16 protein-coding genes are annotated in these 17,797 nt (G+C 67.9%); 7 read left to right on the top strand and 9 right to left on the bottom strand.

Translation table 11 applies throughout. The features are described from left to right. The first annotated feature begins 52 nt into the window (after positions 1-52). Complete coding sequence (locus ABH915_RS09120; protein WP_018772422.1) at positions 53-724, top strand: TrkA family potassium uptake protein; 672 nt, start codon at positions 53-55, stop codon at positions 722-724. Further along, positions 725-1,468, top strand: coding sequence for a TrkA family potassium uptake protein (locus ABH915_RS09115; RefSeq protein WP_018772421.1), 744 nt, complete (start codon positions 725-727; stop codon positions 1,466-1,468). Positions 1,469-1,609: 141 nt separating this feature from the next. Here ABH915_RS09115 and ABH915_RS09110 read toward each other — a convergent pair whose 3' ends face one another. Then, positions 1,610-2,416: a helix-turn-helix transcriptional regulator gene (locus ABH915_RS09110; RefSeq protein ID WP_370120139.1), complete on the bottom strand. Its 807-nt coding sequence runs from the start codon at positions 2,414-2,416 to the stop codon at positions 1,610-1,612. A 170-nt stretch (positions 2,417-2,586) separates the two neighbouring features. On the opposite strand from ABH915_RS09110, the gene ABH915_RS09105 reads away from it, so the two are divergent. Both ABH915_RS09105 and ABH915_RS09100 read left to right on the top strand, forming a co-directional pair. Then, positions 2,587-3,468: an aldo/keto reductase gene (locus tag ABH915_RS09105; protein ID WP_370120136.1), complete on the top strand. Its 882-nt coding sequence runs from the start codon at positions 2,587-2,589 to the stop codon at positions 3,466-3,468. Between the two features lie 83 nt (positions 3,469-3,551). Continuing rightward, positions 3,552-4,634 (top strand): aldo/keto reductase, encoded by a 1,083-nt coding sequence (locus ABH915_RS09100; RefSeq protein ID WP_370120133.1) that lies wholly within the window; start codon positions 3,552-3,554, stop codon positions 4,632-4,634. On the opposite strand, the gene ABH915_RS09095 is transcribed toward ABH915_RS09100, so the two are convergent. From ABH915_RS09095 to dut, 4 genes are all read right to left on the bottom strand, one after another. Further along, positions 4,588-5,427 (bottom strand): DUF3159 domain-containing protein, encoded by an 840-nt coding sequence (locus ABH915_RS09095; protein ID WP_370120120.1) that lies wholly within the window; start codon positions 5,425-5,427, stop codon positions 4,588-4,590. The genes ABH915_RS09100 and ABH915_RS09095 overlap by 47 nt on opposite strands. Continuing rightward, positions 5,424-5,879, bottom strand: coding sequence for a hypothetical protein (locus ABH915_RS09090; protein ID WP_018772419.1), 456 nt, complete (start codon positions 5,877-5,879; stop codon positions 5,424-5,426). The genes ABH915_RS09095 and ABH915_RS09090 overlap by 4 nt, the downstream gene beginning before the upstream one ends. After that, positions 5,872-6,603, bottom strand: coding sequence for a DUF3710 domain-containing protein (locus ABH915_RS09085; protein ID WP_026537010.1), 732 nt, complete (start codon positions 6,601-6,603; stop codon positions 5,872-5,874). Before ABH915_RS09085 ends, ABH915_RS09090 begins: the two co-directional genes overlap by 8 nt. 289 nt (positions 6,604-6,892) lie before the next feature. Then, the gene (dut, locus tag ABH915_RS09080; protein ID WP_018772417.1) at positions 6,893-7,411 is read right to left on the bottom strand and encodes a dUTP diphosphatase; all 519 of its coding nucleotides are present in this window, start codon (positions 7,409-7,411) and stop codon (positions 6,893-6,895) included. Positions 7,412-7,564: 153 nt separating this feature from the next. On the opposite strand from dut, the gene ABH915_RS09075 reads away from it, so the two are divergent. After that, a complete protein-coding gene (locus ABH915_RS09075) occupies positions 7,565-8,050 on the top strand; it encodes a DUF3093 domain-containing protein (protein ID WP_370120115.1) in 486 nt (161 codons plus the stop codon). Positions 8,051-8,146: 96 nt separating this feature from the next. Here ABH915_RS09075 and ABH915_RS09070 read toward each other — a convergent pair whose 3' ends face one another. Next, positions 8,147-8,446, bottom strand: a complete 300-nt coding sequence (locus tag ABH915_RS09070; protein ID WP_018772415.1) for a DUF4193 domain-containing protein — start codon at positions 8,444-8,446, stop codon at positions 8,147-8,149. A gap of 332 nt (positions 8,447-8,778) precedes the next feature. Here ABH915_RS09070 and sepH point away from each other — a divergent pair, with 332 nt between their 5' ends. Next, the gene (sepH, locus tag ABH915_RS09065; protein ID WP_370120111.1) at positions 8,779-10,206 is read left to right on the top strand and encodes a septation protein SepH; all 1,428 of its coding nucleotides are present in this window, start codon (positions 8,779-8,781) and stop codon (positions 10,204-10,206) included. Between the two features lie 54 nt (positions 10,207-10,260). Here the strand turns inward: sepH and ABH915_RS09060 are convergent, their stop codons facing one another. The 3 genes from ABH915_RS09060 to ABH915_RS09050 all read right to left on the bottom strand — a co-directional run bounded on the left by ABH915_RS09060 (position 10,261) and on the right by ABH915_RS09050 (position 15,087). Next, positions 10,261-11,547, bottom strand: a complete 1,287-nt coding sequence (locus ABH915_RS09060; protein ID WP_370120108.1) for an alkaline phosphatase family protein — start codon at positions 11,545-11,547, stop codon at positions 10,261-10,263. 1 nt (position 11,548) lies between these two features. Next, complete coding sequence (locus ABH915_RS09055; protein ID WP_018772412.1) at positions 11,549-12,292, bottom strand: DUF5998 family protein; 744 nt, start codon at positions 12,290-12,292, stop codon at positions 11,549-11,551. An 80-nt stretch (positions 12,293-12,372) separates the two neighbouring features. Further along, positions 12,373-15,087 carry a GNAT family N-acetyltransferase gene (locus tag ABH915_RS09050; protein ID WP_370120105.1) on the bottom strand — a complete coding sequence of 905 codons (2,715 nt, stop codon included), beginning with the start codon at positions 15,085-15,087 and terminating at the stop codon, positions 12,373-12,375. Positions 15,088-15,154: 67 nt separating this feature from the next. Between ABH915_RS09050 and ABH915_RS09045 the strand changes: the two genes are divergently transcribed. Then, positions 15,155-17,683 (top strand): DNA topoisomerase (ATP-hydrolyzing) subunit A, encoded by a 2,529-nt coding sequence (locus tag ABH915_RS09045; RefSeq protein WP_370120102.1) that lies wholly within the window; start codon positions 15,155-15,157, stop codon positions 17,681-17,683. The last annotated feature ends 114 nt before the right edge of the window (positions 17,684-17,797 follow it).

Genomic DNA, 17,797 nt, shown 5'->3' with positions numbered 1-17,797 from the left:
TGGCCGGTAGAGTTTTACGCAGTATCAGACGCAGAACCAAGAGGAGGCCCATGTGGCGCACTTCGTGATCATGGGTTGTGGCCGTGTCGGGGCAACCCTGGCGCACACGCTCGAGGACGCCGGGCATTCGGTGGCCATCATCGACCAGGATGACCGTGCCTTCCGGCGGCTCCGCACAGGATTTTCCGGACGGAAGGTCACGGGGGTCGGGTTTGACCGCGAGACGATGAAGCGCGCCGGCGTCGAGGAAGCCTATGCCTTCGCGGCCGTTTCCAGCGGCGACAACTCCAACATCCTCGCCACCCGGGTGGCGCGGGAGACCTTCCACGTTCCGCATGTGGTGGCCAGGATCTATGACCCGGGCCGCGCCGAAATCTACCAGCGCCTCGGCATTCCCACCGTCGCCGCAGTCCGCTGGAGCGCCGACCAGGTGCTCCGCCGCATCCTGCCCGAACAGCACATTGCCGGTGACTTCCGGGAACCCTCGGGCCGGCTGGTACTCGCGGAGGTTGACCTCAACCCCGACTGGATCGGGCACCCGATCTCGTCGATCGAGAAGGCGGCCGGCATCCGGATCGCGTATCTGACCCGGTTCGGCGAGGGCATGCTGCCCGCTGCCGCCACGTCCTATCAGGACGGCGATACTGTCCACGCCATGCTGAACGTGGAGCGGAGCTCCGAGATCGGCCACATTCTCGCCAAATCCCCCGCCAAGGAGTCCTAAGTGAAAGTCGTCATCGTCGGTGCCGGAAGCGTCGGGTCCTCGATCGCCCGCGAGTTGCTGGCCCACAAGCACGAAATCCTGCTGATCGACGAGAAGCCGGAGGTCATCGGCCGGAGCGGGCTGCGCGGCGCCCACTGGCTGGTCGGTGATGCCTGCGAGCTGAGCACGCTGCAGGACGCCAAACTCGAGGACGCCGACGTCGTGGTCTCCGCCACCGGTGACGACAAGGTCAACCTGGTGGTCTCGCTGCTGGCCAAGACGGAGTTCGGCGTCGGGCGTACCGTCGGCCGGGTCAACAACCCCAAGAACGACTGGATGTTCGACGACTCCTGGGGGGTCGACGTCGCGGTCAACACCCCGCAGCTGATGACCGCCCTGGTGGAGGAGGCGGTGGAGATCGGTGACCTGGTCCGGCTGCTGACGCTGCAGACCGGGGTGTCCTCGCTGGTGGAGTTCACGGTCCCGCACGATTCGCACGTGATCGGGCTGACCGTGGGCGATGTCCAGTGGCCCGAGGACGCCACCCTCGTCGCGATCCTGCGGGACCAGGCGCCCATCACACCGAGCCGCGACGACGTGATCGACGGCGGCGACGAGCTGTTCTTTGTCACCACGATCGCGGCCGAGGACGACCTCCGCGCCCTGCTGGCACCCGAATCCCCGCTGGAGGACCAGCATCCGGTGACCTCGGACCAGCACGGCCACGGCACCCAGCCGGCCGGGGACGACGGCTTCGACGGCTGATCCCCTTGTTGACCTAAAGACGCGCTGTCACTAATGGCCGTTCCCGGGCTTGGGAACGGCCATTACTGTGTCGACCCAGACCCACTGGTCTCATGGGTGGGGGTTAGAGGCGCGCTCACTGAAGCGAATGCACGCGCACCGTTAGCTTGACGCTGTCGCGTCGCTGGTGGAGTCGAGGGGTTGAGCGGCCCAACTACGCAGCAGGTTCATGGCGTCCGCGGACGGGGTGGCAGGCTCGGCGAGGTACGTCATGAGGACCAGGCCCGGAGTCGATGTTATGTCGAGCGTTTCGAAGCCGAGGGTCATGTCACCGACGACGGGGTGGTGGATGTGCTTGGTTCCGGTGGAGTGGATCAGGGCTTTGTCGCTGGGATCCTGGCCGGCGAATAGCCGCATCCCCGACACGGCCTCCAATGCGGTGCTCTCCCAGTCCGGGTAGAACGCCCGGGAGCGTTCATCCAGGAACATGTAGCGGGCGCTGTTGAGCGCGGGTTTTCCCGCCGGGAAGAGGTCTGGGAACAGTGCCCGGCCCAAGGGGTTGGACGCGACCGGGTCCCCGAGCCGGGTCATCGCGATCGCGGGAACATCGCTCATCATGTCGATCAGCTGCGTGACCCGGGGCGACACCCGCGGTTGGGGTTTGGTCCGGGGTGCCCGACGCGGCCCGGTCGCCGCACGGGTCAGATCGAACAGGTGAGCGGTTTCGGCCTCATTCAGCTGGAGGGCCCGGACGAGAGCGAACAGCACGCTTTCGGATACGCCGCTGAGGTCCCCGCGTTCCATTCTCGTGTAGTAGGCGGTGCTTACCCCGGCGAGTTGGGCGACTTCCTCGCGGCGGAGGCCGGGGACCCGGCGTTCCCCGCCGAAGACGGTCAGGCCCGCCATCTCAGGGGTGATGCGTGCGCGCAGTGCGGTGAGGAACTGCTGCACGTCATTGCGGGTATCCATACCTCAAGGCTAGGCGGGTCCGCGGCGGGAGTGGGAGTCCCTGGCGTTATCCCCCAAGCCCGCGAAGCCGTCGCGGGCCGGTGTGCGCTCCCGCGGCTGCCGATGAGCGCTGCTGGGGGATAACACCAGTGGCTCTCACCCGGGCCGGTTTCCTGCCTACCGTTGAAGGCATGACCAAGAACATGATTACTTTGAACAACGGCGTGGAACTTCCCGCTATCGGGCTCGGCGTCTTCCAGACCCCGCCCGAGGAGACCGTCTCGGCTGTCGAGGACGCACTGCGGGCCGGCTACCGCCTTATTGACACCGCCGCGGCGTACGGCAACGAAACACAGGTCGGCGACGGGATCCGTAACTCCGGCGTCCCCCGCGAGGAGGTCTTCATCGAGACGAAGATCTGGATCAGCGACTACGGGTACGACGCGACGCTGCACGCCTTCGAGAAGAGCGCCGCGAAGCTCGGCGTCGACTACATCGACCTGCTCATCCTGCACCAGCCGCTGCCGTCCGAATTCGACCTCACACTCGATGCTTACCGGGCGCTGGAGAAGCTGCTTGCCGATGGCAAGGTTCGCGCGATCGGTGTCAGCAACTTCATGCCCGAGCACCTCGAACAGCTGCTCGCAGCGACGACGGTTGTGCCGGCCGTCAACCAGATCGAACTGCACCCCTACTTCCAGCAGAAGGACATGCAGGCGCTGCACGCCTCGCACGGCATCCTCACCCAGGCGTGGTCGCCGATCGGCGGGATCACAACGTACATGCCCGATGCCAAGAGCACCCTGGATGACCCGACGATCCAGGCGATCGCCAAGACGCACGGCAAGACCCCCGCCCAGGTCATGGTGCGCTGGCACGTCCAGCAGGGCCGGTCGGCGATCCCCAAATCGACCAAAACCCACCGCATCGCAGAGAACTTCGACGTGTTTGACTTCGAACTCAGCACCGAGGAACTCGCCGCGATCGACGCTCTCGACACCGGGGTTCGCGGTGGCCCTCCGGTCGAGGCCATCACCCGCGAGGCCTTCGCCTTCACGATCCCCGAAGCCTGATCCACAGGCCGGGACCCCCAACCGGAAATTCGGGGGTCCCGGCGCACTGCGCCTTTATCCCACTCTCTGACAGGAATTACACGATGGAATACACCCAACTCGGCACGTCCGACCTCAAGGTCAGCCGCCTCACCCTGGGGTGCATGAGCTTCGGGACCCCGAACCAGTTCCAGGACTGGGCCCTCGACGGCGAAGCGGCCGCACCCCTCTTCCGGCAGGCCGTAGAGCTCGGCATCAACTTCTGGGACACCGCGAACGTCTACGGCATGGGCAGTTCAGAAGAAATCGTCGGCCGCGCCATGCGCGAATACAGCAGCCGCGAGCAGACAATCCTGGCGACCAAGATCTACTGGCCGATGCACGACGGCCCGACAGGCGGCGGCCTGAGCCGCAACGCCATCCTCGAGCAGGTCGATGCCTCGCTCGCCCGGCTCGGCACCGACTACGTCGACCTGATGCAGATCCACCGCTTCGACCCCGAGGTCCCGGTGGAGGAGACGATGGAAGCGCTGCACGACGTCGTCCAGGCTGGAAAGGCCCGCTATATCGGCGCCTCGTCGATGTGGGCGTGGCAATTCGCGAAAATGCAGAGCGCGGCCGAGCAGAACGGCTGGACCAAGTTCGTCTCGATGCAGGACCAGTACAACCTGGTCCAGCGCGAGGAAGAGCGCGAAATGCATGGGCTTCTCGCCGACCAGGGCGTTGGCACCATGGTCTGGAGCCCGCTCGGGGGCGGTATCGTCGCACGCCCCTGGGGTGACAAGTCCAGTACCCGGGCGGCGTCGACCCCTGCCAAGGACCAGTTCGGCAGGCCGCTGTTCCTCGACTCCGACAAAGCGATCGTCGACGCAGTGGAACGCATCGCGACCGAACGCGGTGTCGCGATGGCCACCATCGCGCTGGCCTGGGTGCTGAAGAACCCGGCCGTCGACACCCCGATCATCGGGGCAACGAAGGAGAAGCACCTTACAGATGCGGCCGCAGCCCTCGAACTGACGCTCAGCGACGAGGAAGTATCCGCACTGGAGGCTCCCTACACCCCCGCCAGCCCACGTTCTTCTAATCAGATAACGATCAGCACCACGTCCCGCCGCCGAACCAAACAAATCCGGCGGCGGGTCAGTTGGCTTCTGGGGCCGCGGCGGCCACCGGGGCCGGCCGGGTGATCAGCCAGGCAATCCAGATGCCGAGGATATACAGCGGGGCGCCCATGAGGAGCCTGGTGGTGGCGAGGGCGGCGAGGCCCTGCTCCCCCATGAAGTAGAGCGGCACCTGCACCACGAGCCGCAGGACCAGCACGGCAACGATCACCCACGTGCCGATGCTGTATGCCCTGATCCGCTTCGGGTCCTTGCGCCATTCCAGGCCCTCGTTGCGGATGAAGCCGAAGAGCAGGCCGGCGATCGGCCAGCGCACGGCCACGGAGATCGACATAGCCACGATGTAGCCGACGTTGGTGAAGAACCCCAGGACGTAGAAATTCTCTGCTTTGCCGGTCGAGGTGGCCAGCCAGGCGGAGAGTCCGACGCCGATGAAGCCCGCCAGCGCCTGCGTCAGCGGTTTGCGCTGGAGAAGCCGCGCCACAGTGAAGACGGCGGCCACCGCCAGGGAGGCTGTGACGGCCATCGCCAGGTTTTCCCGGTCGATGGTGAACGCAATCAGGAAGACCAGGCCCGGCAGGATGCTCTCGGCGATGCCCTGGATGCCGCCGGCGCTTTTAAGTACGTCGATGTTGCCGTTGCTCGACCGGTGCAGGCCGGCCTTGGCCGCATAGTCCCCGGCCAACTGGGCAACGGTGGGCTGGGACGCCGTGGATTGGGAAGCCGCGGGATCGGCGGCCGTTGGCTGGGAAGTCACCGGCGCGGCAATGTCCCGGCCGCCGTCGGCGGTTTCCCCCGGTTCCTGCCGGCCGATGTCTTGCTGAGGCCGGTCCGGGCGGGCCCGTTCGGGCAGGGTCATTGCTCCTCCTGGCGGGAGAGTATTTCGTAGCGGGGGTTGAAGATCGTCGGCAGCCCGTCGCGCATGGTCACCATGCCCTCGAGGCGGAGCTCCGTTCCGGCGTCGACACCGGGGATCCGGCGCCGGCCCAGCCATACGACGCGCAGCCGCTCCTTGGGACCGGCCGGCCGCTGGCGCTGAGCGCCGGGGCGCACCCGGTGTGTGGATACCCCGTTGGCCGGCAGGCTGCTCGCCGCTCCTGCGCCGGAGCCGGCCTTGGCACCAAGCCCCGGGAACCGGCTGACGGGCGCGGGTGCGTCGTGATCGATCAGGATCGCAATGAAGGAGGCCACCTGGTTGGCGGGCACGTACGTCACGGACTCGATGAAGCCGTGGCACAGCACCCGCCCGCGGTCCGGCAAGTCCCGGACGGACATGGTGGCGGTGGCTTTCCTGCCGGCGGCATCAGCCAATCTGGGTTATCTCCGGTCCGCGTTCGGGCTGTTCGAATTCGGGGGCCGCCTGGGGCGACGGTGCAGCGGCGGTGTCCTTGGGCAGTCGCAGCTGCAGCAAGTCACGCGGCGGCATGGGGTTCTCGCCACGGACCACCACGATCTTCCGGAAGAGCCCTTCCAGCCCGGCCGCCGCGTCGCGGTCAAGGGCCGCCTCGCCGCCGAATACCCCGCGGAGGAACCAGCGCGGGCCATCGACCCCGATGAAGCGGGCCACGCGGTACCCCTGGCTGCCGTCTGCGCCGCCGGCGGGAAGCTTCGCCACGAGCTCGACGCCGAAGCTGCCTTCGACCTCCTCGACCTGGCCGCCCTGGCTGCCGACCGACTGGCCGATTTGCTCACGGATTTCATCCCACAGGCCCTCGGAGCGGGGGGCGGCGAAGGCCTGCAGCTGAAGGCTCGAGCCCTCCAGGTCCATGGTGACGGCGACGACGCGCTGGCTCGCCTCTTCAACCTCCAAGCGGAGCTGGAGTCCCTCGCGGGGCGCGATCAGCAGCGCGCCGAGGTCCACATACCCGTCCTGGTCCTCGATTTCCGAGACGTCGAAGGGCCCGGTCGCGGCCCGGCCAGCGGTTTCGGCAACGTTCCCGGCCGGCGTCGCAGCGGCGTCACTGGCAGCTTCCGTGGCTTCGCCCGGCTCTGCTGGCTGCTGCTGTTTGGCTTTCCTGCCGCGCCCAAAAACCATGGGGTGTCTCCTTCAGTTGTGGTCCTGTACCGCCGCCCGGCGCCGTCCTGGCGCCTGTCCGCGTGGCCGCCCGCTACCCCGCGGCCGGTTCGTTGTTCCCTGCATCATTGCCTGCATCGCTGATCATTTCCCAGCGCCTGTGTTGCTGTCATGCCCGTGTTGCTTCAATGCCTATGTTGCTTCAATGCCTATGTGCTTCAGTGCCTGTGTGCTTCGGCGCCGACGCGCTGCAGTGCCTGCGGCACTGCCGCAACGCAGTTGGCTCCCGTGGCCTTGCCGGGGCCTGCGCTCAGGCCGGTCCGCCGAAACCGCCGGTGGAGCCGAAGCCTCCCCCGCCGCGGACGGAGCCGTCGAGCTCCTCGACCGGGAGGAACCTGGCGTACTCCACGCGCTGAATGACCATTTGTGCAATTCTATCGCCGCGGCGGAGCTCGATCGCCTCGTGCCGGTCCGTATTGAGCAGTGTCACCGCGATTTCCCCGCGGTAGCCGGCGTCCACGGTCCCGGGGGCGTTCACCACCGTGAGTCCGTGCTTGGTGGCGAGGCCGGAGCGGGGGTGGATCAGCGCAACGAAACCATCCGGCAGCGCAATCGAGACGCCGGTCGGGACGAGGCGGCGCTCCCCCGGTGCGAGGACGACGTCCTCCCGGGCGCGAAGGTCGGCGCCGGCGTCGCCCGGGTGCGCGTACGACGGCGGCTCGAGCCCGTCGTCGAGCATTTTCAGCTGTACCGTCAAGGTGGGCGTTCCGTAGGCTGCGTCGCTGGCCGTGGAGGCGGCACTGGCGACGGCGGTGTTTTCTTCAGTCACAGTCCCTCACTCTAACGCCCGCGAGGAACATCGTCCTAGCCGCTGCCGGCCTGCCCGCGCACGGCGCCCGCGGGACTGGAGCCGGGTTGACGCGGGTTGATCCGGGGCGGGGGCCGAGGTGAAATAGGCCGGGAAAGATGAAAAGCTGTGCTTATGCCCGAATCCAGCGCAGCCGCGCCTGCCCCGAAGAGCGCCCCGAGCGACTCCACTGTCCTTTACTCCGAGAAGCTTTGGCCGAACTTCTGGATCTGGCTGGTCTCGGCAGGGTTCTCCAGCGCCGGGATCCTCATGCTGGCCCCCATCAGCATCTGGGCCGGTATTACGGCAGCAATCGTTCTCTTCGTCATCATCTCCGTGCTGCTGGTCCTGTCCACGCCGTCAATTGCTGTCACGAGGACCACCCTGAAGGTGGGCAGGGCCACCATTGAACGCGGGTTCCTGGGCAAGGCCACGGCGTTCCGGGGCAAGGAAGCGACCGCGGAACGCGGCACCCGGCTCAACGGGCTGGCGTTCCTGTGCATCCGCGGCTGGGTGGATCCGGTGGTCCGGATCGAGATCGAGGACCCCTCGGACCGCACCCCGTACTGGCTCACGTCCACCCGCCACCCCGAACAGCTGATCGCCGCGCTCAACGCCTAGTTCCCGCCGCCACCCACGGTTCCTGCGCGCCGCCAGGCGCGCAGGGTCCCAAATGCGTGCCCGGGACCCGGGCTCCCGGTCACGGCTGCCGCGTCCCTAGCCCTCACAATCCTTGCAATACTTGAGGCCGTCCTTTTCGCGGGCAATCTGCGAACGGTGGCGGACGAGGAAGCAGGAGGCACACGTGAATTCGTCTGCCTGGGCCGGCAGGACCCGGACCAGCAGTTCCTCCCCGGACAGGTCTGCGCCGGGAAGTTCGTAGCCTTCGGCGAGGTCGGACTCATCTTCATCCACCACAGCGGAAGGCTTCTCCGTACGCCGCGCCTTCAGAGCCTCAATCGAATCCTCACTGAGGTCTTCTTCGGTTTTACGCGGCGCATCGTAATCAGTCGCCATTATTTGTTGCTCACACTCCGCATTCGTTCGATTGATTCGCCGTTCCAGGATGGCCCGCCGGGATGGTAACCCTGGGCTCCGGGAGCGGTTCACCGTTGTAACGCCGGACATGCGGTTTTTGTGCCCGGTGTCGGGTCATTTTTGCTTAAGCGCCCACCGAATGCCAGAGCCCACCGGTCCCCTCCCCCCGATCTCTCCCGCAGACCCGCAAAAACCGGCGGAAAGTCGCGGAAAGTCGCGGAAAATCACGGCGCGCCAGCCGTCCTAACCCGAAATGCGTCCCGCTGGTGGCAGAGTTTCGATTGTTAGTAATGCCAGGGTGGAGGATTTGTATGCAGGATCTACGGCTTGTAGGCGTCCACGACGACGGAGAGCATCTCCTGTTGAGTGGCACCGGCGGCGAGATGTTCCAGCTGCCGATCGATGAAGCACTTCGGGTGGCAGCCAGCCGGACGTCGGCGAAGACCGCGTCCAGCGCGGCCGCACCCCCTATTGCCATGTCACCGCGCGATATCCAGACCAGGATTCGCAACGGGGCCACCGCTGCCGAAGTGGCGGAACTGTCCGGAATTCCGCTGGAGAAAGTCCAGCGCTACGAGGGCCCGGTCCTGGCCGAACGCGAGTACATCGCCCAGCAGGCCCGCAAGGTGGAGGTCGCCTCCCCTGCCCCGGGCCACGACGCCTACCGGTCCGTGTTCGGTGAAAACCCGGCGTCCCTCAGCGACATGGTCGAACACCGGCTCAGGGCGTACGGCGTCGAACCCTCAACACTGGAGTGGGATTCCTGGCGCCGTCCCGACGGCAGCTGGAACGTGGTGGCCCGCTTTGAGCCCAAGCCCGGCGGACCGGCCGGAATCGGCGAGGAGCCGCCGGCCCTGTGGACCTTCCACCCCGCCCGGAAGACCTTGCAAAACGCCAACCGCTGGGCCCAGCAGCTGAGCGAACTTGAGCCGCTCGAAGGCCCCGTGCCGACGCGGCGCCTCACGGCCGTCTCCGACCGGCCCTTCGACTTTGAGACCGATGCCGAGGCTGCGGCCCGCACAGCGACCGGCCAGCACAGCATTATTCACCAGATGCTGCTCCAGCAGGACAGGATCCACCAGGAACAGGACGCCGACGGGCTGCTGGACATGCTGCGTTCCCGCCGCGGCCAGCGGATCGGCGTGGACGAGGACGCGGACGACGCCCTCGCCACACTCCTGACCACCGGTGTCCCCGCGGCCCACCCCCGTCCGTCGGAAGTGCCGGACGCAACCGAAATTCCGCAAGCAGCGGAACCGGAAGCCATCCCCGAAGCCGCTGCGGAAGCCGATCCCGAGTCGGCCGACACCGACCCGGCCGTCATCAAGCCCGGGCTGCCGGAAGTTCGGGCAGCGGAGGCAGCCGCCCCGTCAGAAACCGACCCCTTCACGCGACGGCGCGACGGCAGGCCGTCGATGCTCTCGCGGCTGACCCTCGCACCGCGCCTCCCGGAAGAGGACGATGCCCTTAAACTGCACGACGGCGTCAGCACCGAGACCCGGGAAGTCACCATCGCGGCCTCGCAATTGCGCCCGGCCCCTAAGAGCGGCCCGACGGCGAGCCCGGGCCTGGATGAACTGATCGGCGGCGGAACGTCCCGGCGGCAGCACCGCGAGTCCCACGCCGCTACCCGGAACGAGGCCGGCACGGACCAGCCGGAGCGCCAGCCGGCCAAGCCGAAGCGGTCCAGTGTTCCAAGCTGGGACGAAATCGTCTTCGGCACCCGCAACGACCAATAAGAACCAGACCCGAAATTCCAGGCAGGGATTTCAGGCGGGGATTTCAAGCAGCAGTCAGCCGCGCGGCGCCCTCTTACCGTCGGCCTGGAAGTAGAGCAGCGGGACTTCCCGCTCGGCTTTCGTCAGGGAACCATGCTGGCCCACCACCTCCAGGGCAGTGGGCCGGACCCTGCGTGTATCGTAAAGCGCCAACGAATCCCGGGCCGCGATCATGACGTCGCCGATCCGCAAGGCGGCCTCGGCCCGCACGTCACCGAACAGGCCGCCCGCGATCGCTTCCTCACGGGTGAAGGCCCAGATTCTGTCCCCGAATCGGGACCGCCAGTTTGCCAGCAGCCGGGCGCGGGCGGCGTCGTCAGTTCCATCCTCGAGGTAGAGGTGGACCATGCGCGGCTCGCCGGCGGTGTGCCGCACGCCGGCGAGCAGCGCCGGCTCCGCTGAGTAGTCGATCCGCTGCGATTCGGGCACGTCCACCATGCCGTGGTCCGCCGTCAGCAGCACGGTCGTGCCGGCCGGGAGGGTGGCGTTGAGCCGGCGAACCGTGGCATCGAGTTCCTCCAGCTGGTGCTCCCACTGGGCTGACTGGCAGCCGTGGCGGTGCCCGGCCTTGTCGAGCTCATTGACATAGAAGTACATCAGCGAGGGACCGGCGCCGGCCATGGCCTCGGCGGCCGCTTCGGTCCGGGCGTGCGACGTGGTTCCGGTGAGGAAGCGGCCGCCGCGCAGCGCGGCCTCGGTCATGGCCGAGGTGCTGAACTGCGGCAGGCTGACGGTCGTGACGTCAACGTGTTCCGCGGCCCGTTCGAAAACGGTGGGGAACGGCTGCCACGTCCGCGGGTCCACGCCGGCGTCCCAGTTGCCCAGCATGTTCACCACCCGGTCCTGATCCGGGTCCAGGACGTCATAGCCCACCATGCCGTGCTGGCCCGCCGACAGGCCGGTGCCAAAGCTGGCGAGGGATGCCGCAGTGGTGGACGGGAAGGCCGAGTCCAGCGACACGGGTACCTGGCCCTGGCCGGCTTGCTGCACCGCCCGCAGGAACGGGGTGTGGGCGCTCTTCTGCTTCAACAGGTTCCGGCCCAGCCCGTCGGCCAGCACCACACACACGCGTTTCGCGGCCGGAAGGTTCAGTTTGTTCTCAAACCCCGGGACACCCAGGCTTGCGGCGGCGCTGGTGAGCACCTCCGCGATGGAACGGTGTCCGAACGCCGGGGCAGGCGGGAGCGCGGACGGACCAGCGCCGGCGGCCAACGGGCCTGCGGCGGCGCCGGCCAGGGAGGGGGTCAATACCGGGAGTGGCAGCTGGTCTTCGGCGGGCTCAGGCTGACGAAAATGGGCCATGTCAGCGCTGGTGGCCGCGGCTGAGGCGGTTTCCGAACACGCCCATCCGCGGCCGGGGCGGCAGCCCGGGCCCGTTGTGCGGGACTGGCGCCGCGGAGCCGGTGTTCACCGCACGCAGGGCGCGGGCGAACAGCTTGGCGTCCTGGACGGCCTGCAGGCCGTCCGCTTCGGCGCTGATCCGCAGGACGATGTCTTCCTGCGCAATGGTGCCGCTGTAGCCGTGATCGGCCTCGCACTGCGGGTCCCCGCAGCTGGCCGGACCCATGTCGAGGCGCTGGCCGCCGGACCACGCAATGGACAGCGTCAGCTCCCGGACAGGGTCGGACGGCTTGTAGTCCTGGGGCTGGGCGTAGACGTAGCTCAGGACCACCGAGCGGATCTGGGTGACGGGGACGGACTCGGTCGATACCTGGGCGACGGTCTGCTCGCCGGCCTCGTCAAGCTGCTGGTCGTCGACGTGGGTGATGACCAGCATGTCGTCGGTCAGCACCAGGACGGTGATGTGGCGGCGGACTTCCGCGCGGTCGAAGTGTGTCTCGAGGTGAACGAGGTGGGCCACGCAGTCGCGGCCGTCCAGCGCATCGGCGACGACGTCGGCCACGAGCCGGGGGTAGAAACCGGCCTGCTGCAGGGCCCCTTCCAGGCTCTGGCCCTGCGCACTGTGGTCATGGAGGCCGTGGTGGTGCGCGGTCTGGCGTGCGGGGACGGTCGCCAGGGGCTTGGGTGCTGGAGGCTGGGTGCTCATAGTCTCCATTTTCACAGATCAGTTGGGGACTTGCTAACTGCCGGGCCCCGGACGCGGGCTGCAGCCCGCGAGGTTCGACCCTAACTGCGCATCGCCCGGCGCGCACTGTCGGTCCGCTGGGCGGCGTTTGCGATCCTGACGTCGGCGGCAAGGATCGAGGCACCATCGGGCCCGGCGAGGACGGGATTGAAATAAACCAGCGCGACCTCCGGATGGTTGTCCTTGAGCCTGGTGAGGCGGGCGGCGAGGTCCTCGAGCGCCGCGACGTCGACGGCGGGCAGGCCCTGGTAGCCGAAGAGTTTCCGCGACGCCCGGGGCGCCCGGATGAAGTCGTGGACGTCGGAGCCGGAGAGCGGCGGCACGCGGTGGGCCCAGTCATCGAGCAGGTTCACGGCGTCTCCGGCCAGGCCGAAGGAGATCACGGGCCCCAGCAGCGGGTCTTCGATGGCACGGAAAGTGCAGGCCTGCCCCACGGGGACCATGGTCTGCACTTCCAGGGACGGCGAGCCGTACCTTTCGAGTGACTTGCGCATCTCCAGCACGTTGCGCCGCAGCGAATCGGCGTCCTGGATGTCCAGCCGCACGCCGCCGAGGTCCAGTCGGTGGCGCAGTGCCGGATCCGTGGTCTTCAATGCCACGGGCCAGCCGAGCTGCCCGGCCGCGGCCACGGCCTGCTCCGCCGTCTCGAACCCGACGGACGGGACCAGCCGGATGCCGTAGTGGCCCAGCAATTGCGCGGCCGTGTCCTGGTCCAGCCGGACGAGCTGCTCCCCGCCCACATTGCGCAGCAGCAGCTCCAGGTCCGCCCGGGCGGCCTCCGGGTGGCACCCTTCGGGTTCCACGAACAGGCCCTGGTCCCGGTCCAGCCATTGGGCGTAGCGCACGACGGCGCCAAGGGCCGCCACCGCCGCACCCGGGTTGGAATAGCACGGAACCGGCGGAGCGGGCGGCGCGGGCTGGTGTGGTTGCTCCGGTTCCGCGCCGACCATGCCCTCCACGTAGATGGAGGGATCAAGGATTCCGCTAAAGGCGGCCACCACGGGTTTGCCGGCCGCCGCGGAGCATTCGGCCAGCACTCCGGCGATCTTTTCGACGGTGAGGCCGTGTGCCGGCAGCAGCGCGACCACCGCGGCGTGCACCGTGTCCGCGGTCAGGGTTTCCTGCAGGCTCCGCCGCAGGGCCGGCAGCGCCCGGGACATGCCCGCGTCGAGGTCGACGTCGGTCACGATCCGTTCCACGCCGAGCCCCTGGCGGGCGGCACTGTCCGCGACCACCTTGCCGAGGGCGCGCGAGTTGCTGAAGACGGCGATGCCGGGCCCCCCGGGCAGCGGCTGGCTCGAGACGATCTGGGCAACGTCCATGAGCTCTTCGATGGTCTCGACCCGGATCACGCCGGCCTGCCGCATCATGGCGTCCAGCGCTTCCGAGGGAGCCTGGGTGGTGCGGACGGCGTGCCCCGGCGGCAGGTTCAGGCCCATGGCGTCGGACTTGGCCACAATCACCGGCTTGGTGCGGGCCAGCCGGCGGGCCAGCCGGGAAAACTTGCGCGGGTTGCCGATCGATTCCAGGTACAGGCCCACCGCCGTGGTGTCGGCGTCGTCTTCCCAGTACTGCATCATGTCGTTGCCGGAGACGTCGGCGCGGTTGCCGGCCGAGAGGAACGTCGAGATGCCAACCCGGCGCCGGCTGGAGGCCGCGTAGAGGGAGACGCCGATCGCGGCCGACTGGCTGAACAGCCCCAAACCGCCGCGGCGGGCCAGGGCAGGCGCCATCGAGGCGTTAAGGGATACGGACGGGTTGGTATTGACGATGCCCAGGGACGCCGGACCGATCACACGCATGCCGTTGGCGCGGGCCTGCCGGACCAGTTCGCGCTGGCGGGCCAGGCCGCGTTCGCCGTCGTCCGCGTACCCCGCGGTGGCCACCACAATTCCCTTGACCCCGGCGGCGGCGCATTCCTGGACCACCTTGGGGACCTCGTCGTACGGGACCGCGATGATGGCGAGCGTGACCGGGCCGGGGACCTCGGAGAGCCGGGCGAAGGAGAGCATGCCGGCGAGTTCCAGGGCCTCCGGGTTGATCGCATAGACCGGGCCGCTGAAGCCGCCTTCGATGATGTGCTCGAGCAGCTGGTAGCCCACGGTGCCCCATTTGCGGCTGGCGCCGATCACGGCCACGGACGCCGGGGCGAGCAGTTCCTGGATGCTGCGGGCCTCGGCACGGTGTTCGCGGGATTCCATGACGGCCCGGGACTTGTCGGTGGGGTCGATGTTGAACTCGAGGCTGACCACGCCGTCGTCGAAGTGGCGTTTGACGTCGTAGCCGGCGTCGGAGAAGACCATCAGCATCTTGCGGTTCTCCGGGAGCACCTCGGCGCTGAATTTGCGGATCCCGTGCTCGCGGGCGGCGGCGGCGAGGTGTTCGAGCAGGATCGAGCCGATGCCGCGGCCCTGGTGGGCGTCGGCGATGTTGAAGGCGACCTCGGCCTCTGCCGGATCATCGAGCCGGTCGTAACGGCCGATGCCGAGGATTTCGCCGCCGATGGTGATCACCAGCGCCACCCGGTCCTTGTAGTCAACCTCGGTGAAGCGCTTGAGTTCCTTGCTGGACAGCTTGGACTTGAAGGCGAAGAAGCGCATATAGATGGACTTCTGGGACTGGCCCACGTGGAAGGCCTGGACGGCATCCGCGTCGGAGGGGTGGATGGGGCGCACATGCGCTGTGCCGCCGTCGCGCAGGACAACATCGGCTTCCCAATATTCCGGATATACGCCGTCCGCCGGCTGATCCACCATAGGCTTAGCCTAGTCATAAACTTACGCAGTACCCGTTCAGCACCCCTCAGAAGGATCCACCAGCCTTATGGCACGCCGCCAAACCACGCCCCCGGCAGGGGAACCCAGCCAGGATTTCGTAGAAAACATCGTCGATATCGATGTCACATCCGAGATGGAAGGCTCGTTCCTCGAATACGCCTATTCGGTGATCTATTCGCGGGCCCTCCCCGACGCCCGCGACGGCCTGAAGCCCGTCCAGCGGCGCATTCTCTACATGATGTCCGACATGGGGCTGCGCCCGGACCGCGGCCACGTCAAGAGCGCCCGCGTGGTGGGCGAGGTCATGGGCAAGCTGCACCCGCACGGTGACGCCGCGATCTACGACGCCATGGTTCGCATGGCCCAGGACTTTTCCCTGCGGCTGCCGCTGATCGACGGGCACGGCAACTTCGGCTCGCTCGACGACGGTCCCGCCGCCCCCCGCTACACGGAGGCCCGGCTGGCGGCCGCGGCCCTGACCCTCACCGACCACCTCGACGAGGACGTCGTCGACTTCGTTCCCAACTACGACAACCAGCTGACCCAGCCGGACGTGCTGCCGGCCGCGTTCCCCAACCTGCTGGTCAACGGCGCCACCGGCATCGCCGTCGGCATGGCCACCAACATGGCCCCGCACAACCTGGTGGAGGTCATCGCCGCGGCCCGGCACCTGATCGACAACCCGGACGCCACGCTCGAGGACATCATGAGGTTCGTCCCCGGCCCGGACCTGCCCACCGGCGGCCGGATCGTGGGCCTGGACGGCATCCGCGACGCCTATGCCACGGGCCGCGGCTCCTTCAAGACCCGGGCAAAGGTGGACATCGAGCAGCTCTCGGCCCGCCGCACCGGCCTGGTGGTCACGGAACTGCCTTACATGGTGGGCCCGGAGAAGGTGATCGAGAAAATCAAGGATGCCGTCAACAACAAGAAGCTCACCGGCATCAGCGACGTCGTGGACCTCACCGACCGCAAGCACGGCCTGCGCCTGGTCATCGAGCTCAAGAACGGCTTCAACCCCACTGCCGTGCTCCAGCAGCTCTACCGCTACACCCCGATGGAGGATTCCTTCGGTATCAACAACGTCACGCTCGTCGACGGCCAGCCGCAGACCCTCGGGCTGCTGCAGCTGCTCGCGGTCTACGTGGACCACCGGATCAATGTGGTCCGGCGCCGCACGGCCTTCCGGCTGGGCAAGAAGAAGGACCGCCTGCACCTGGTCGAGGGCCTGCTGGTCGCGATCGTGGACATTGACGAGGTCATCCAGATCATCCGGTCCTCCGACGAGGTCGCCGCGGCCCGGACCCGGCTGATGTCCATCTACGATCTCTCCGAGATCCAGGCCAACTACATCCTGGAACTGCGGCTGCGTCAGCTGACCAAATATTCGCGGGTCGAGCTGGAGAAGGAGCAGGAGGAGCTCCGCCGGGAGATCGCGGAGCTTGAGGCAATCCTGGGCTCCCCCGCGCTGCTCCGGGCCCTGGTGTCCGACGAACTCGGCGAGATCGCGGAGAAGTACGGCACACCGCGCCGGACCGTCCTGCTGGAATCCGAGGCCGTCTCCCCCACCGTGGCCGCCGCGGTGGGCGCAGCCGCCGGGGTCAAGGGCAAGGCCGCACCGCTGGCCCTCGAGATCGCGGACGATCCTTGCTGGGCCATCCTCACCGTGTCCGGACAGATCGCCCGCACCGCCAACCAGGACAGCCTGGCCGAGGCCGGACCGCGGACCCGGCATGATGTCTTCTCCTCCGTGGTCAAGACCACCGCCCGCGGGGAGATCGCCGCCGTGACCTCGCAGGGCCGCATGCTGCGCCTGCAGGTCATGGACATGCCTGTGCTGCCGCCGACGTCGGGGACCCCGAACATGGCCGGCGGGGTCGCGGCCAAGGATTTCATCACGCTCCTCAAGGGTGAGTCGCTGGTCGCCTTCGCGCCGCTGGACCAGGTCCTGGCAATCGGAACCGCCCAGGGCGTGGTCAAGCGGGTCCAGCCGGACTATCCGCTGAACCGCGAAGACTGGGAAGCGATCGCGCTCAAGGACAAGGACACCGTGGTGGGCGTTGCCCCCGCCGGGTCCGACGACGACGACCTCGTCTTCATCACGCGCCAGGCCCAGCTGCTGCGCTTCAGTGCCTCCGCGGTCCGCCCGCAGGGCCGGACCGCCGGCGGCATGGCCGGGATCAAACTGGCCGCCGGGGACCGGGTGATGTTCTTCGGGACCGCCAGCCCCGCTGACGCCGCCGCCGTCGTCGTGACCATCGCCGGGACGGAAAATGCCCTGCCGGGCACAGCCCCCGGGGCTGCGAAGGTCACCGCCCTGGCCGAGTACCCGGTCAAGGGCCGGGCGACTGCCGGCGTGCGGGCGCACCGCTTCCTGAAGGGCGAGGACACGCTGCTGCTCGGGTGGGCTGGGCACGGTCCGGCCAAGGCGTCCTCCCTGGCGGGCGTGGCGCGCTCACTCCCCGGCGAGCATGGCCGCCGCGACGGCTCCGGAATCCCGCTGTCCCAGGCGATAGACGCCATTGGACCCAGCATGGCGTGGTCAGAGGAACCGGAAGCCGGTACCGACGCGTAGGACCGCGGACATACGAAGCCCGGCCGGCGGCGCTGTCGCGCTCCGGCCGGGCTTCGTGATCGGCATCGTTTCCGGCGACCTCAGTCCTGGCAAGGCCTTGCCTGCGTCCTGTGG

Source organism: Arthrobacter sp. MW3 TE3886, from assembly GCF_041262145.1.
Lineage (GTDB): Bacteria > Actinomycetota > Actinomycetes > Actinomycetales > Micrococcaceae > Arthrobacter.
Note: the sequence above shows the minus strand (reverse complement) of the source record. Positions and strands in the feature narration are given on the sequence as shown.

Coding starts and splice junctions, on each gene's coding strand:
- ABH915_RS09050 (WP_370120105.1), bottom strand. CDS start 15,087: ATGGTGGATCAGCCGGCGGACGGCGTATATCCGGAATATTGGGAAGCC.
- ABH915_RS09075 (WP_370120115.1), top strand. CDS start 7,565: ATGCCCGAATCCAGCGCAGCCGCGCCTGCCCCGAAGAGCGCCCCGAGC.
- ABH915_RS09045 (WP_370120102.1), top strand. CDS start 15,155: ATGGCACGCCGCCAAACCACGCCCCCGGCAGGGGAACCCAGCCAGGAT.
- ABH915_RS09070 (WP_018772415.1), bottom strand. CDS start 8,446: ATGGCGACTGATTACGATGCGCCGCGTAAAACCGAAGAAGACCTCAGT.
- ABH915_RS09060 (WP_370120108.1), bottom strand. CDS start 11,547: ATGGCCCATTTTCGTCAGCCTGAGCCCGCCGAAGACCAGCTGCCACTC.
- ABH915_RS09085 (WP_026537010.1), bottom strand. CDS start 6,603: ATGGTTTTTGGGCGCGGCAGGAAAGCCAAACAGCAGCAGCCAGCAGAG.
- ABH915_RS09110 (WP_370120139.1), bottom strand. CDS start 2,416: ATGGATACCCGCAATGACGTGCAGCAGTTCCTCACCGCACTGCGCGCA.
- ABH915_RS09100 (WP_370120133.1), top strand. CDS start 3,552: ATGGAATACACCCAACTCGGCACGTCCGACCTCAAGGTCAGCCGCCTC.
- ABH915_RS09105 (WP_370120136.1), top strand. CDS start 2,587: ATGACCAAGAACATGATTACTTTGAACAACGGCGTGGAACTTCCCGCT.
- sepH (WP_370120111.1), top strand. CDS start 8,779: ATGCAGGATCTACGGCTTGTAGGCGTCCACGACGACGGAGAGCATCTC.
- ABH915_RS09055 (WP_018772412.1), bottom strand. CDS start 12,292: ATGAGCACCCAGCCTCCAGCACCCAAGCCCCTGGCGACCGTCCCCGCA.
- ABH915_RS09095 (WP_370120120.1), bottom strand. CDS start 5,427: ATGACCCTGCCCGAACGGGCCCGCCCGGACCGGCCTCAGCAAGACATC.